Consider the following 13,771-nt stretch of genomic DNA (forward strand, 5'->3'; position numbering starts at 1 on the left):
GTAGACGGGCTAGGGGGGCGATAGCGATGCTGCGAGGATTAAATCTGCATAAAGCAAAACCCCCGGCAGGGCCGGGGGTTTTGTGATCACTCGTCGAGGAAGGAGCGCAGATGCTCGCTTCTCGTCGGGTGGCGCAGCTTGCGCAGCGCCTTGGCTTCGATCTGACGAATCCGTTCACGGGTAACGTCGAACTGCTTACCAACTTCCTCGAGGGTGTGGTCGGTATTCATGTCGATGCCGAAGCGCATGCGCAGGACCTTGGCTTCACGGGCAGTGAGGCCGGAGAGTACTTCGCGCGTCGCTTCTTTAAGGCTCTCAACGGTAGCGACATCGATTGGCGACTGCATGGTCGAGTCTTCGATGAAGTCGCCCAGATGGGAGTCTTCGTCATCACCGATCGGGGTTTCCATGGAGATCGGCTCTTTAGCGATCTTCAATACCTTGCGGATCTTGTCCTCAGGCATTTCCATGCGTTCGCCCAGCTCTTCCGGGGTCGGTTCGCGACCCATTTCCTGCAGCATCTGCCGGGAAATACGGTTGAGCTTGTTGATCGTCTCGATCATGTGCACCGGAATACGGATGGTGCGGGCCTGGTCGGCGATCGAGCGAGTGATCGCCTGACGGATCCACCAGGTGGCATAAGTCGAGAATTTGTAGCCACGACGGTATTCGAACTTGTCCACCGCTTTCATCAAGCCGATGTTGCCTTCCTGGATCAGGTCGAGGAATTGCAGGCCACGGTTGGTGTACTTCTTGGCGATGGAGATCACCAGACGCAAGTTCGCTTCGACCATCTCTTTCTTCGCGCGGCGGGCCTTGGCCTCACCGATCGACATGCGACGGTTGATGTCCTTGATCTCGGCGATCGTCAAACCGGTTTCGGTTTGCAGTGCGGTCAGCTTTTGCTGGCAACGAATGATGTCCGGTTGCAGGCGACCGATGGCTTCAGCGTATTTGCTTTTGCCTTTGGCCAGTGCTTCGGTCCAGCTTTCGTCGACTTCGTTGCCCGGGAACTGGCGCAGGAAGTCGGCACGCGGCATACGTGCATCACGTACGCACAGTTGCATGATCGCGCGCTCTTGCTGACGCAGACGATCCAGGGCGCTGCGAACACGCTCGACCAGGCCTTCGAATTGCTTGGGCACCAGCTTGATCGGCATGAACAGCTCGGCCAGCGCAACCATTTCGGCAATGGCTTGCTTGTGGTCGCGACCGTGCTTTTTCAGGGCCTTGCGGGTGATTTCCATCTGGTCGGCCACAGCGCCAAAACGCTGGGCTGCGATGACCGGATCCGGACCGCTTTCGGCTTCTTCTTCGTCGTCACTGGCTTCAGCGTCGTCGTCTTCGGCATCGTCGGCAGCGGGAGCGGCTTTCGGGTCGACAGGCGGCGGCACTTCTGCGGCAGGCGGCGCAATGCCGTCGTCCGGGTCGATGTAACCGCTCAGGACGTCAGACAGGCGACCACCTTCGGTGGTGACGCGAGTGTATTCGGAGAGAATGTGATCAACCGTGCCAGGGAAGTGCGCAATCGCGCCCATCACTTCACGGATGCCCTCTTCAATACGCTTGGCGATTTCAATTTCGCCTTCACGTGTGAGGAGCTCTACGGTACCCATTTCACGCATGTACATGCGCACTGGGTCGGTAGTGCGACCAATGTCGGTCTCGACGGCTGCCAACGCTGCGGCCGCTTCTTCAGCGGCCGCCTCATCGGTGTCGGCGTCGGCCAGCATAAGGGCATCCTTATCTGGCGCAACCTCGAATACGTTGATCCCCATGTCGTTGATCATGCGGATGATGTCTTCCACCTGCTCTGGATCTGAAATATCCTCAGGCAGGTGGTCGTTGACCTCTGCGTAAGTCAGGTAGCCCTGCTCACGACCCAGAAGGATCAACTCTTTGATACGAGACTGCTGTTGCGCTTTTCCGGACATAACACCCTATCCACTGAAGGTCTTGGCGGGCAAAAAACAAGCCGAGGATTATACCTGAGCTATGACCTCACGCGCCAGTTGAGGTCGGGCTTGATGCGGAAACATTGCGACTTAGAAGGTCGCGCAGTTGGTTTTTCTCATCGCTACTCAGCTCACTTTGACGTGCTTTCCTGAGCAGTTGTTCCAGGTTTCGCTCGCGTTGGCGGGCTGACAAGCTAGTTATGGTGTCGAAAAACTGTTGTTCAAGGTTGTCGCCATCAATCAACCATTCCTTTTCGGCCAATGCCTTGAGCAGGCGACCTTGTTCGGTCCCGTGCCAGCGCGCAATCAACTGAAATGAGTTTAGCTTGGGATTCTTCTGTACCGCTTCGAGCAGTGCCACCAGCAATTGTGTGTTGGAGTGGTCCTCGGCCGCGAAGTGCCCGGCGTCCTCGACTTTTTCCGCCAGTTGCGGGTGGTGCAGTAGCGTGCGTAAAGCGGCCAGTGTTGGTGGTTCGACGGCGGCCGGCACGCGCGGGGCACGTGGCTGATCGCGATCAGCGCCACGCTTGCCTTTTTTGTCCCAGGGTTTGTCTTCCCATTTCTTGCCGCCGCCAGGCTTTTTCGGTGTCCATTCCTGCTGGGGCGCGTAGGCTTCCTGCGGTTGATGGTAGTCGGAATAATCCGGCATGGCGTCGTAATCGATGCCTGGGTCGTAGGCTGGCGGCGCCTCCTGTGGTGCGCTTTGCACCAGTTGGCTGACCGCTTCGTTGTTGAGGCCCGTGATCTCGCTCAGGCGCTGACGCATCAGGGTGCGCAGATTGGCCCCGGGCACCTTGTCGATCAGCGGCGCGGCGAGGGTGGCCATGTGGGCCTTGCCCTCGAGCGAGCGCGGGTCGGACTCTTCGATCAACTGCTGGAAGAAATAGTCGGCCAGGGGCTGGGCATGCTGGTTGATGCGGGCGCGAAAGGCGTCGGTGCCTTCGGAGCGGACCAGGGTATCCGGGTCTTCGCCTTCCGGCAGGAACAGAAAGCGCGCGCGTCGTCCGTCCTGCAGGCTCGACAGCGTCGACTCCAGGGCGCGCCACGCGGCATTGCGCCCAGCCTGGTCGCCGTCGAAGCAGAACAGCACGCTGGGCACTACCCGGAACAGGCGCTTGAGGTGTTCTTCGCTGGTGGCGGTGCCGAGGGTGGCGACAGCGTTGCGCAGGCCTTGCTGGGCGAGGGCGATAACGTCCATGTAGCCCTCGACGACGATGATTTCGTCGAGGTTGCGGTTGTTTTTCCGCGCTTCATACAGGCCGTAGAGCTCCTGGCCTTTATGAAAGACCGGGGTTTCCGGTGAGTTCAGGTATTTCGGTTTGTCGTCACCCAGGACCCGGCCGCCAAAGGCGATGATGCGCCCACGGCTGTCGCGGATCGGGAACATCACGCGATCGCGGAAGCGGTCGTAGCGCTTGCCGCTCTCGGCGTTCTCGATCAGCAGGCCGGCATCGATCATGGCTTTCTGCTGCAGGGTGTCGCTGCTCAAGTGCTTGAACAGGTTGTCCCAGCCAGGGGGCGCAAAGCCCAGGCCAAAGTCCCGGGCGATCTCGCCGGTCAGGCCGCGGCCCTTGAGGTAGTCGACCGCGGCCTTGCGCGCCGGATGGCTTTTCAGGGCCTGGCGGTAAAAGTCGGCCGCGGCGCTCAGGAGTGGGTACAGCGGCGAATCGGTGGGTTGCCGGGGTTTGGGCGGGCGGCCACTTTCTTCGCGGGGGATTTCCATGCCGGCGGCTTTGGCCAGGTCCTCGACGGCCTGGGGGAAGTCCAGGTTGTCGTGGTCCATGAGGAAGCCGAGGGCATTGCCTCCTGCGCCGCAGCCAAAGCAGTAGTAGAACTGTTTGTCCGGGCTGACGCTGAAGGAGGGGGTCTTTTCTTTGTGGAACGGGCAGCAGGCGGTGTAGTTCTTGCCGGCTTTTTTCAGTTGCAGCCGCGAGCTGACCACATCGACGATGTCGGTGCGGTTCAGAAGGTCGTCAATAAAGCTCTGGGGAATTAGCCCGGCCATGGCGTTCTCGTCATCACTGCTTGTGAGTATCTGGCCCACGCGAGGGTGAGTGGATACCGGTCATGATTTTGAGGCGCGGCAAATGTGCGGCTCGACCAGGTATCGTCTGCGTATTCGCGGTAGGGGAGTGTATCCGCCGAAAATCCACTGAGGTTAGTCCCAATAGGGTTCGACTGTTGGAAAGTACTGTGCTGAGTCCCGCAGTGCCTGGTGAAAGGCCTCGGATAGCTCAAAAGCAGGCACGCAAGAAGGCGCCTTGGGCTGATCGTCGTTGAGAGGAATCAGTAGGGTGTGCTCGTCAGTAGCCTTGGAAGGCTCGTCAGAAGAGACGTGCACTGCTGGCAAAAGAGCCAGGTCTGACGTGTGAAGCAGTTTGTCTCGGTCGCGTCTGCGGCTTTGACAGTGAAGCATCAAGCGATATCCGCAAATGCCATAAGCCCGGCTGAGGGCCGGGCTTGGCAGAAGCTTGCTACGATCGTCTGTGTATTAGTACAGACGAACGGCGCGGCGCTGTTCGCGCTGAACTTTCTTGGCGTGACGCTTAACAGCGGCTGCTGCTTTGCGCTTACGCTCAGAAGTTGGCTTCTCGTAAAATTCGCGGCTACGAACTTCAGCCAGTACACCGGCTTTTTCGCAGGAGCGCTTGAAACGACGCAGAGCTACGTCGAAGGGTTCGTTCTCTTTTACTTTGACGGCTGGCATCCAGAGCTACCTTCATTCATTACCGGGGTCAACATCCTCGCGGCAAAAGAGCACTTGAAGACGTCGGTTTTTAAGGGTTGCGGATGTTAACCCCTCATCGCTCGGAATGCAAAGCCTCTGATCGAAAACCGCTGGTCGGGGCATCCCATGGCGACTATTATGCGCGCCTTCGAATTTAGCCTAAACAAGGCGCAAACCCATGCTAGTACTGGGATTAGAAACGTCCTGCGACGAAACCGGCGTCGCACTCTACGACAGTGAAAAAGGCCTGCTGGCCGATGCACTGTTCAGCCAGATCGACCTGCACCGCGCCTATGGTGGCGTGGTGCCGGAGCTGGCTTCACGGGATCACGTCAAGCGCATGCTGCCCTTGATCCGTCAGGTCTTGGCCGAGGCGGACTGCGTGCCGACCGAGATCGACGCGATCGCCTACACCGCGGGTCCTGGCCTGGTGGGTGCTCTGCTGGTGGGCGCTTCCTGCGCCCAGGCGCTGGCGTTTGCCTGGGGCATTCCGGCCCTCGGCGTGCACCACATGGAAGGGCATTTGCTGGCACCGATGCTGGAGCCACAACCGCCTGAATTTCCGTTCGTCGCTTTGTTGGTCTCCGGTGGGCATACGCAGCTGGTTCGGGTCGATGCGATCGGTCAATACGAGTTGTTGGGCGAGACCCTCGACGATGCCGCGGGTGAAGCATTCGACAAGACGGCGAAGATGATGGGGCTCAATTACCCCGGCGGTCCGGAAATCGCTCGTCTGGCAGAGCAGGGTGTGCCGGGGCGGTTCACCTTCCCGCGGCCGATGTGTGACCGACCGGGCCTGGCGTTCAGCTTCAGTGGCCTGAAAACCTTTGCTCTGAACACCTGGCAGCAGTGCGTCAGTGCTGGGGACGACAGCGAGCAGACTCGTAGCGACATCGCGCTGGCCTTCCAGCAGGCGGTGGTGGAGACTTTGACCGTCAAGTGCAAGCGCGCCTTGAAACAGGCGGGTCTCAAGCGTCTGGTGATCGCTGGCGGCGTCAGTGCAAACAAGGCTTTGCGGGTTTCCCTGGAGAAAATGCTGGGTGACATGAAGGGCGACGTTTACTACGCCCGCCCGGAGTTCTGCACCGATAACGGCGCGATGATCGCTTTTGCCGGCTGTCAGCGTCTGCAGGCCGGGCAGCACGAAAGCCTGGCGATCAGCGTGCAGGCACGTTGGCCGATGGAGCAATTGTCTGCGTTGTAAGCCGGGGTTCGTGAATGTGGCTCAGGGGGCGGGGTTAAAAATGCCGTTCGCGCCCGGCAAACAGGTCGCGTAGATTGCCGCGGTGGCGCCAGACGATCAGGATCGTCAGGACGCTCATCGGCAGCAGCGCTGCCGGCTCCTGCCAGGCCAGCAATGGCAGGGTCAGGGGTGTGGCAATCAACGCCGCCAGCGAGCTGGTGCGGGTCAGGTAGAAGGTCAGCAGCCAGCCACCAATGGCCAGGAGTGCGGCAGGAGGGTAGAGCCCCAGCAGCATGCCGGCGGCGGTAGCCACGCCTTTGCCGCCGCGAAAGCGAAAGTACAGCGGGAACAGGTGGCCGATGACGGCGCAGATGCCGACCCAAGCCTGTTGTTGGATCGACAATCCGGCGATGGCCGCCAGTAAAACCGGCAGCAGGCCTTTGCACAGGTCGCCCAGCAACGTCAGGACCGCGAGTTTTTTTCCCGCCAGGCGTAACATGTTGGTGGCGCCGGCATTACCCGAGCCACTCATTCGCGGATCGGGGTTACCGGTCAGGCGGCTGAGCAAAATGGCGAAGGACAGCGAGCCAAGCAGGTAGGCGAAAATCGCCAGTGACCAAAACATGCTAACTATTCCGGGCGAGGACGCCCTGATTCTAACGGCGCATTGCGCCCTTGTCGTGCTGCGGAGAAAAGTGCTTGGACAGAGTGTTTATCGAGGGCCTGGAAGTCGACACGGTAATCGGTGCCTACGACTGGGAGCGCGGCATCCGTCAGTGCCTGCGTCTTGATCTGAGCTTTGCCTGGGACAATCGCCCGGCAGCAGCCGGTGATGACCTGACCCTGGCGCTCGATTACGCCAGTGTTTCGACGCGTATCCAGGCATTTGCCGAACAGGCCCAGTTCCAGTTGGTGGAGACCTTTGCCGAGCGCCTGGCCGAAGTGTTGATGAGCGAATTCAAGATTACCTGGATGCGTCTCAAGCTGACCAAGCCAGGGGCCGTTCCGGCGGCTACCGGCGTGGGCGTGGAGATCGAGCGCGGATGTCGCTAACTCAGGTTTTTCTTGGGCTGGGCAGCAATGTCGAGCGTGAAACCCATTTGTTGGCGGGGCTGGAAGCGCTGAGTGGGTTTCTGGTGGATATGCGCTGCTCGGCGGTGTTCGAAAGCCAGCCGGTGGGGATCAAGAGCGGGCCGTTTTTCAACTTTGTGGTGTCGGCGTTTACCGATCTGCCGTTGATCGAACTGGATCGCCGCTTGAAATTCATCGAGGCCGACAACGGCCGTTACGCGCCGGATCGCAAGGGTTTGCCGCTGGACATCGACGTGTTGTTGTACGGCGATCTGGTGGGCAACTTTGACGGTTTGATTCTGCCGCGTGCCGAAATTCTGAAGAATGCCTTTGTGTTGTGGCCGTTGTCGCTGATTGCCCCGGATCGGGTGCATCCGGGGGCGGGAAAAAGCTTCGCGACGCTGTGGGCTGAAGCGCAGATTGATCAGGTGCTGGCGCCGGTGGCCTTCGAATGGCGCGGTGAGTCGCTGACGCCTTTGAACTTGCTCTGATCAGGTGGCCCCATCGCGGGCGAGCCCACTCCCACAGGTGTGATGTAGCCCGTTGTGGGAGCGCGCTTGCCCGCGATGTTTTTCAGACTGATGCCGTCTCTTTGTAGGCTTTCAGCGCCTTGAGCCGTTCGCGCTTGAGCGCTTCGCCCAGTTCCGGGCCCTTGAATCCCTGTTCCAGCAATGGTTGCACCGCCACGTTGCGAGCGGCGGTCGCTGCGCCACGCAAGTAGTCCGCCTGTGGATAACTTCTTTGCTCCAGGCCCTTGCGCCCGCGAGCGTCCATCTCGCAGGCGACGATGAACTCTTCGAAGCGCTGCGGGCGCCGATAAACGTCAAAGCTTTGCAGCAACTCGAGCAAGGTCGAGGGCTTCAGCTCCAGTGCGCGGTGGCCGTGGGTGTGGTACTCGCCCACCAGCATTGCCAGTTCCTGGCAGTCACGCGGAGCCTTGAAGCGGGTGTTGACCGCTTTGATCAGCTTCAGCCCCTTGTGTTCATGGGCGATGTGTCGGGGCCACTCGTCTTGTGGGGTCAGGCCTTTACCCAGATCGTGCAGCAAGCAGGCCCAGCGCACGGTCAGCGGTTGTTGGTGTTGGGCGGCCTGCTGCAGGACGCTCAAGGTATGCACGCCGCTGTCGATTTCCGGGTGATGGACTTCGGGTTGGGGTACGCCGAACAGTGCGTCAATCTCCGGCAGCAAAACCTTCAGTGCGCCGCAGTCGCGTAGCACCTGGATGAACACCTGGGGCTGCTCTTCCATCAGGGCGCGGGAAATTTCCTTCCAGCTGCGTTCAGCGGTCAATGCCTGCAATTCGCCGGATTCGCTCAGTTGGCGCATCAGCTCCAGAGTCTCTGGGGCTACGGTGAAACCGAGTCCGGCATAACGGGCGGCGAAACGTGCAACCCGCAGGACTCGTAGGGGATCTTCGGCGAACGCGGGGGAAACGTGGCGCAGTACGCGGGCCTGGAGGTCGCGTTGACCGTGGTAGGGGTCGGTCAATTGGCCGTGATCGTCTTCGGCCATGGCATTGATCGTCAGGTCCCGGCGAATCAGGTCTTCTTCCAGGGTCACTTCGGGGCTGGCGTGAAACGTGAACCCACCGTACCCGCGCCCACTCTTGCGTTCGGTACGGGCGAGGGCATATTCCTCCCCCGTCCTGGGGTGCAGGAACACCGGGAAATCAGCGCCGACTGGGCGAAAGCCCTTGGCGAGCATTTCTTCGGTACTGGCACCCACCACGACCCAGTCGATATCGGTTACAGGTTTGCCGAGCAGGCGATCCCGCACGGCGCCGCCGACTTTATAAATCTGCATAAAAAACCTCCGTTAGCTCGACAGGATAACCCTTGCATCGAGCCAACGGAGGCCAGGTTGGTTTCAAAGATGAATGACGGCCAGGTCGAGCCGGCCGTAGTCGCCCTCGCTGTGCTCCGATCTGGGCGGGACGTGGTGGGTTTTCATGACCTGATCGCCTTGCAGGGTTTCCAGGTGAATATCGAAGCCCCACAAACGGTGCAGGTGCTTGAGCACTTCCTCGGTGGATTCTCCCAGGGGTTTGCGATCGTGTTGTTGATGGCGCAGGGTCAGCGAGCGGTCGCCGCGGCGGTCGATGCTGTAGATCTGCACGTTGGGTTCACGGTTGCCCAGGTTGTACTGGGCGGCCAGGGTTTCCCGGATGGTCCGGTAACCGTCTTCGTCATGGATGGCGGGCACCAGCAGGTCGTCCTTCTGGTCATCATCGAGGATGCTGAACAGTTTCAGGTCGCGGATCACCTTGGGCGACAGGTACTGCAGGATAAAACTCTCGTCCTTGAAGCTGCTCATGGCGAACTTGATGCTCGACAGCCAGTCGGTCCCGGCGATGTCCGGAAACCAGCGGTAATCCTCCTCGGTGGGTTCTTCGCACATGCGCCGGATGTCGCGGTACATGGCAAATCCCAGGGTGTAGGGGTTGATCCCGCTGTAGTACGGGCTGTCGAACCCCGGCTGGTAAACCACGCTGGTGTGGGAGGTGAGGAACTCCATCATGAAACCGTCGGTGACCAGGCCTTCGTCATACAGGTCGTTTATCAAGGTGTAGTGCCAGAACGTCGCCCAACCTTCGTTCATCACCTGGGTCTGGCGTTGTGGGTAGAAGTACTGGGCGATCTTGCGCACGATGCGCACGATTTCCCGCTGCCAGGGCTCCAGCAGCGGCGCGTGTTTCTCGATGAAATACAGGATGTTCTCCTGAGGTTCGGCGGGAAAACGCGCATTGTCTTTCTCGCTGTACTTGTCGGCGCCCTTGGGGATGGTGCGCCACAGGTCGTTGATCTGCTTTTGCAGGTGTTCTTCACGATCCTTCTGGCGGCGCCGTTCTTCCTCCGCCGAGATCGGGTAGGGGCGTTTGTAGCGATCGACGCCGTAGTTCATCAGGGCGTGGCAGGAGTCCAGCAGGTCCTCGACGGCGTCGATACCATGGCGCTCCTCGCATTGCATGATGTACTGCTTGGCAAACACCAGGTAATCGATGATCGAGCTGGCATCGGTCCAGGTGCGGAACAGGTAGTTGCCCTTGAAAAAGCTGTTGTGGCCGTAGCAGGCGTGGGCCACCACCAATGCCTGCATGCAGATGGTGTTTTCTTCCATCAGGTAGGCGATGCAGGGGTCCGAGTTGATCACGATTTCGTAGGCTAGCCCCATCTGGCCACGGCTGTAGGATTTTTCGGTGCTGAGGAAATGTTTGCCATAGGACCAGTGGTGGTAGCCCAGGGGCATGCCGACGGAGGCGTAGGCGTCCATCATTTGTTCGGCGGTGATCACCTCGATCTGGTTGGGATAGGTGTCCAGCGCATAGCGGGCCGCAATACGGCTGATTTCGCGGTCGTAGGCCTGGATCAGCTCGAATGTCCATTCAGAGCCGGTGGAGATGGGTTGGCGCTTCTGCTCTTTGGCGGTCATGTCACTAACCTGCGCTGGAAGAGTTCACGGAAGACCGGATAGATATCCCCGGCCGAAACCAGCTGTTGCTGGGCAAACGTGTCGGAAAAGGCTTCGGCGATACGCTCGTATTCGTACCACAGGGCCTGGTGTTCGCGTGGGGTGATCTCCACATAAGTGTAGTACTGCACAAATGGCATGATCTGGTTGATCAGGATGTCGCGGCAGATCGGTGAGTCATCGTTCCAGTTGTCGCCGTCGGAGGCCTGGGCGGCGTAGATGTTCCAGTCGTTGCTTGGATACCGCTCGGCCATGATCTCCTGCATCAGTTTCAAGGCGCTGGATACGATGGTGCCGCCGGTTTCCCTGGAGTAGAAAAACTCCTCTTCGTCCACTTCCCGGGCACTGGTGTGGTGGCGGATGAACACTACGTCGATCTTGTCGTAGTTACGCTTCAGGAACAGGTACAGGAGGATGAAGAAGCGCTTGGCGATGTCCTTGGTCGCCTGGGTCATGGAGCCGGAAACGTCCATCAGGCAAAACATCACCGCCTTGGAGCTGGGGTTGGGTTGCTTGATCAGCAGGTTGTACTTGAGGTCGAAGGTGTCCAGGAACGGTACGCGGTGAATGCGCGCACTCAGGCGCTCGATTTCTGCCTCGATTTCCTGGATATCGCCGAAGTTGTCGGGTTCTTCCAGCTTCAGTCGCGCCAGTTCTTCCTTGGCGTCGCGCAGTTTTGCCCGGCTGCTGCCGGACAGGGCGATACGCCTGGCATGGGCTGAGCGCAGGGTGCGGATGATGTTGATTCGTGACGGGTTGCCTTCGTTGCTGATGCCGGCTCGCACGGTCTTGAAGGTGTCGGTACCGGTCAGGTTGCGCTTGACCAGGTTGGGCAGTTCCAGGTCCTCGAACATGAATTCGAGGAATTCTTCCTGGGTAATCTGGAACACGAACTCATCCATGCCTTCGCCGGAGTTACCGGCCTTGCCCGGGCCTTTGCCGCCGCCACCGCCTGGTGGACGGGCAATATGCTCGCCGCTGGTGAATTCCTTGTTGCCCGGATGCACCACGGTCTGTTTGCCACCACGACCATGATGAAGCACCGGTTCGTCGATATCGCGACCGGGAATGCTGATCTGCTCGCCGTGTTCCATATCGGTGATGGAACGCCGACTCACCGCCTCTTCGACGGCCTTTTTGATGTGATCACGATAACGCCGCAGAAACCGCTGACGGTTTACCGTGCTCTTGTTCTTGCCATTGAGACGTCGGTCGATCACATAGCTCATGACTGCTCCTTAGAAGCTGTCCTGAAAGGGGCGAGCGGTGACGCAGCATGGACTCAGGCCAAGGGACGTTTCACGCTCCCCCAAGCGCTCAGGGTGCTGCCTGTACCTCGCTACCGACTTTCGAACACCTTCCAGAGGCCTGTGTAACAGAAAATGCGTAGACAGGCCTCTGGCTAACGACAACCGGTCTGACCGGCAGCGGGTTATTGTGATTTTCTGACCCGCAGGTACCACTCGGAGAGCAGTCGTACCTGTTTGTCGGTATAGCCGCGCTCGACCATCCGTGTGACGAAGTCGTTGTGCTTTTGTTGGTCCTCTTTGCTGGCCTTGGCGTTGAAGCTGATGACCGGCAGCAAGTCCTCGGTGTTCGAGAACATTTTTTTCTCGATGACCACCCGCAGCTTCTCGTAGCTGAGCCAGGTCGGGTTCTTGCCGTTGTTGTTGGCCCGGGCACGCAAGACGAAGTTGACGATTTCGTTGCGGAAATCCTTCGGATTGCTGATGCCTGCCGGTTTTTCGATTTTCTCCAGTTCTTCGTTCAGGGCGACGCGGTTGAGGATCTCGCCGGTTTCCGGGTCGCGGTATTCCTGGTCCTGAATCCAGAAGTCCGCGTACAGCACGTAGCGGTCGAAGATGTTTTGCCCGTACTCGCTGTAGGATTCCAGGTAGGCGGTCTGGATTTCCTTGCCGATGAACTCGATGTAGCGCGGCGCCAGGTATTCCTTGAGGAAGCGCAGGTAGCGTTCGCGGGTTTCGGCCTGGAATTGCTCCTGCTCGATCTGCTGTTCCAGCACGTAAAGCAGGTGCACCGGGTTGGCAGCGATTTCGTGCGGGTCGAAGTTGAAGACTTTCGACAGGATCTTGAAGGCGAACCGGGTCGAAAGACCGTTCATGCCTTCATCGACACCGGCGGTGTCGCGGTACTCCTGGATCGATTTGGCCTTCGGATCGGTGTCCTTGAGGTTTTCGCCGTCGTACACCCGCATTTTCGAGTAGATGTTCGAGTTTTCCGGCTCCTTGAGGCGTGAGAGCACGGTGAACTGGGCGAGCATCTTCAGGGTGTCAGGGGCGCAGTGAGCCTTGGCCAGGGAGCTGTTGAACAGCAGCTTGTCGTAGATCTTCACTTCATCGCTGACCCGCAGGCAGTAAGGCACCTTGACGATGTAGATCCGGTCGATGAAGGCTTCGTTGTTCTTGTTGTTGCGGAAGGTGTGCCACTCCGACTCGTTGGAGTGCGCCAGCAGGATCCCGGTAAACGGAATCGCGCCCAAGCCTTCGGTACTGTTGTAGTTGCCTTCCTGGGTGGCGGTCAGCAGTGGGTGCAGGACCTTGATTGGCGCCTTGAACATTTCGACGAATTCCATCAGGCCCTGGTTGGCCCGGCACAGGGCGCCCGAGTAGCTGTAGGCGTCGGCGTCGTTTTGCGGGAATTCTTCGAGTTTGCGGATATCGACCTTGCCCACCAGTGCCGAGATGTCCTGGTTGTTTTCATCGCCCGGCTCGGTCTTGGCGACCGCGATCTGGTTGAGGATCGAAGGGTAGAGCTTGACCACGCGGAACTGGCTGATGTCACCGCCGAATTCGGCCAGCCGTTTGGTCGCCCAGGGCGACATGATGGTGTTCAGGTAGCGCCGTGGAATGCCGAAGTCTTCTTCCAGGATCGCGCCGTCCTCGGTGGCGTTGAACAGCCCCAGTGGCGACTCGAATACCGGAGAGCCCTTGATGGCATAGAAGGGCACTTTCTCGATCAGTTGTTTGAGCTTTTCGGCCAGGGACGACTTGCCGCCGCCAACGGGGCCGAGCAGGTAGAGGATCTGTTTCTTCTCTTCCAGGCCCTGCGCGGCGTGGCGGAAGTAGGAGACGATCTGGTCGATGCATTCTTCCATTCCATGGAAGTCCTCGAAGGCCGGGTAGCGTCGGATCACCTTGTTGGAAAAAATGCGCGACAGCCTCGAGTTGGTCGACGTGTCCAGCAACTCGGGTTCACCGATTGCCAGCAGCAGACGCTCGGCGGCGGAAACGTAGGCGCTGCGGTCCTGTTTGCAGAGTTCCAGGTACTCCTGCAGCGAGAGTTCTTCCTGGCGTGTGGACTCGAAGCGTTGTTGGAAGTGGCTAAAGATACTCATGACGTCACCTC

11 protein-coding genes are annotated in these 13,771 nt (G+C 59.4%); 3 read left to right on the top strand and 8 right to left on the bottom strand.

Translation table 11 applies throughout. The annotated features are described in order from the left end of the window. Positions 1–86: 86 nt before the first annotated feature. The 3 genes from rpoD to rpsU form a co-directional block, all read right to left on the bottom strand. Positions 87–1,934 carry an RNA polymerase sigma factor RpoD gene (gene rpoD / locus H7995_RS06110; protein ID WP_185818122.1) on the bottom strand — a complete coding sequence of 616 codons (1,848 nt, stop codon included), beginning with the start codon at positions 1,932–1,934 and terminating at the stop codon, positions 87–89. Positions 1,935–2,001: 67 nt separating this feature from the next. Next, on the bottom strand, positions 2,002–3,960 hold the full coding sequence (dnaG, locus tag H7995_RS06115) for a DNA primase (RefSeq protein ID WP_185818123.1): 1,959 nt from the start codon (positions 3,958–3,960) through the stop codon (positions 2,002–2,004). Positions 3,961–4,446: 486 nt separating this feature from the next. Continuing rightward, positions 4,447–4,662: a 30S ribosomal protein S21 gene (gene rpsU, locus H7995_RS06120; protein WP_002551877.1), complete on the bottom strand. Its 216-nt coding sequence runs from the start codon at positions 4,660–4,662 to the stop codon at positions 4,447–4,449. Between the two features lie 199 nt (positions 4,663–4,861). Here rpsU and tsaD point away from each other — a divergent pair, with 199 nt between their 5' ends. Continuing rightward, entirely contained in the window at positions 4,862–5,887 is a 1,026-nt protein-coding gene (gene tsaD / locus H7995_RS06125) for a tRNA (adenosine(37)-N6)-threonylcarbamoyltransferase complex transferase subunit TsaD (RefSeq protein ID WP_166591572.1), read from the top strand. Positions 5,888–5,921: 34 nt separating this feature from the next. Here the strand turns inward: tsaD and plsY are convergent, their stop codons facing one another. Continuing rightward, entirely contained in the window at positions 5,922–6,491 is a 570-nt protein-coding gene (plsY, locus tag H7995_RS06130) for a glycerol-3-phosphate 1-O-acyltransferase PlsY (protein WP_095170592.1), read from the bottom strand. A gap of 74 nt (positions 6,492–6,565) precedes the next feature. Between plsY and folB the strand changes: the two genes are divergently transcribed. Both folB and folK read left to right on the top strand, forming a co-directional pair. Continuing rightward, positions 6,566–6,919, top strand: a complete 354-nt coding sequence (folB, locus tag H7995_RS06135; protein WP_095170590.1) for a dihydroneopterin aldolase — start codon at positions 6,566–6,568, stop codon at positions 6,917–6,919. Next, positions 6,910–7,428, top strand: a complete 519-nt coding sequence (folK, locus tag H7995_RS06140; RefSeq protein ID WP_166591571.1) for a 2-amino-4-hydroxy-6-hydroxymethyldihydropteridine diphosphokinase — start codon at positions 6,910–6,912, stop codon at positions 7,426–7,428. The genes folB and folK overlap by 10 nt, the downstream gene beginning before the upstream one ends. Before the next feature lie 82 nt (positions 7,429–7,510). Here folK and H7995_RS06145 read toward each other — a convergent pair whose 3' ends face one another. The 4 genes from H7995_RS06145 to H7995_RS06160 form a co-directional block, all read right to left on the bottom strand. Continuing rightward, positions 7,511–8,740, bottom strand: a complete 1,230-nt coding sequence (locus H7995_RS06145; RefSeq protein ID WP_185818124.1) for a multifunctional CCA addition/repair protein — start codon at positions 8,738–8,740, stop codon at positions 7,511–7,513. Positions 8,741–8,803: 63 nt separating this feature from the next. Next, positions 8,804–10,366 carry a SpoVR family protein gene (locus tag H7995_RS06150; protein WP_166591569.1) on the bottom strand — a complete coding sequence of 521 codons (1,563 nt, stop codon included), beginning with the start codon at positions 10,364–10,366 and terminating at the stop codon, positions 8,804–8,806. Next, on the bottom strand, positions 10,363–11,634 hold the full coding sequence (locus tag H7995_RS06155; protein WP_166591568.1) for a YeaH/YhbH family protein: 1,272 nt from the start codon (positions 11,632–11,634) through the stop codon (positions 10,363–10,365). The genes H7995_RS06150 and H7995_RS06155 overlap by 4 nt, the downstream gene beginning before the upstream one ends. A gap of 203 nt (positions 11,635–11,837) precedes the next feature. Continuing rightward, on the bottom strand, positions 11,838–13,760 hold the full coding sequence (locus tag H7995_RS06160; RefSeq protein ID WP_095170580.1) for a PrkA family serine protein kinase: 1,923 nt from the start codon (positions 13,758–13,760) through the stop codon (positions 11,838–11,840). Positions 13,761–13,771: the final 11 nt, after the last annotated feature.

The sequence above is a fragment of the Pseudomonas kielensis genome, assembly GCF_014236655.1.
Taxonomy (GTDB): Bacteria; Pseudomonadota; Gammaproteobacteria; order Pseudomonadales; family Pseudomonadaceae; genus Aquipseudomonas; species Aquipseudomonas kielensis.

Excerpts from the sequence above, each read along its gene's own strand:
- rpoD (WP_185818122.1), bottom strand. The coding sequence starts at position 1,934 with ATGTCCGGAAAAGCGCAACAGCAGTCTCGTATCAAAGAGTTGATCCTT.
- dnaG (WP_185818123.1), bottom strand. The coding sequence starts at position 3,960 with ATGGCCGGGCTAATTCCCCAGAGCTTTATTGACGACCTTCTGAACCGC.
- rpsU (WP_002551877.1), bottom strand. The coding sequence starts at position 4,662 with ATGCCAGCCGTCAAAGTAAAAGAGAACGAACCCTTCGACGTAGCTCTG.
- tsaD (WP_166591572.1), top strand. The coding sequence starts at position 4,862 with ATGCTAGTACTGGGATTAGAAACGTCCTGCGACGAAACCGGCGTCGCA.
- plsY (WP_095170592.1), bottom strand. The coding sequence starts at position 6,491 with ATGTTTTGGTCACTGGCGATTTTCGCCTACCTGCTTGGCTCGCTGTCC.
- folK (WP_166591571.1), top strand. The coding sequence starts at position 6,910 with ATGTCGCTAACTCAGGTTTTTCTTGGGCTGGGCAGCAATGTCGAGCGT.
- H7995_RS06145 (WP_185818124.1), bottom strand. The coding sequence starts at position 8,740 with ATGCAGATTTATAAAGTCGGCGGCGCCGTGCGGGATCGCCTGCTCGGC.
- H7995_RS06150 (WP_166591569.1), bottom strand. The coding sequence starts at position 10,366 with ATGACCGCCAAAGAGCAGAAGCGCCAACCCATCTCCACCGGCTCTGAA.
- H7995_RS06155 (WP_166591568.1), bottom strand. The coding sequence starts at position 11,634 with ATGAGCTATGTGATCGACCGACGTCTCAATGGCAAGAACAAGAGCACG.
- H7995_RS06160 (WP_095170580.1), bottom strand. The coding sequence starts at position 13,760 with ATGAGTATCTTTAGCCACTTCCAACAACGCTTCGAGTCCACACGCCAG.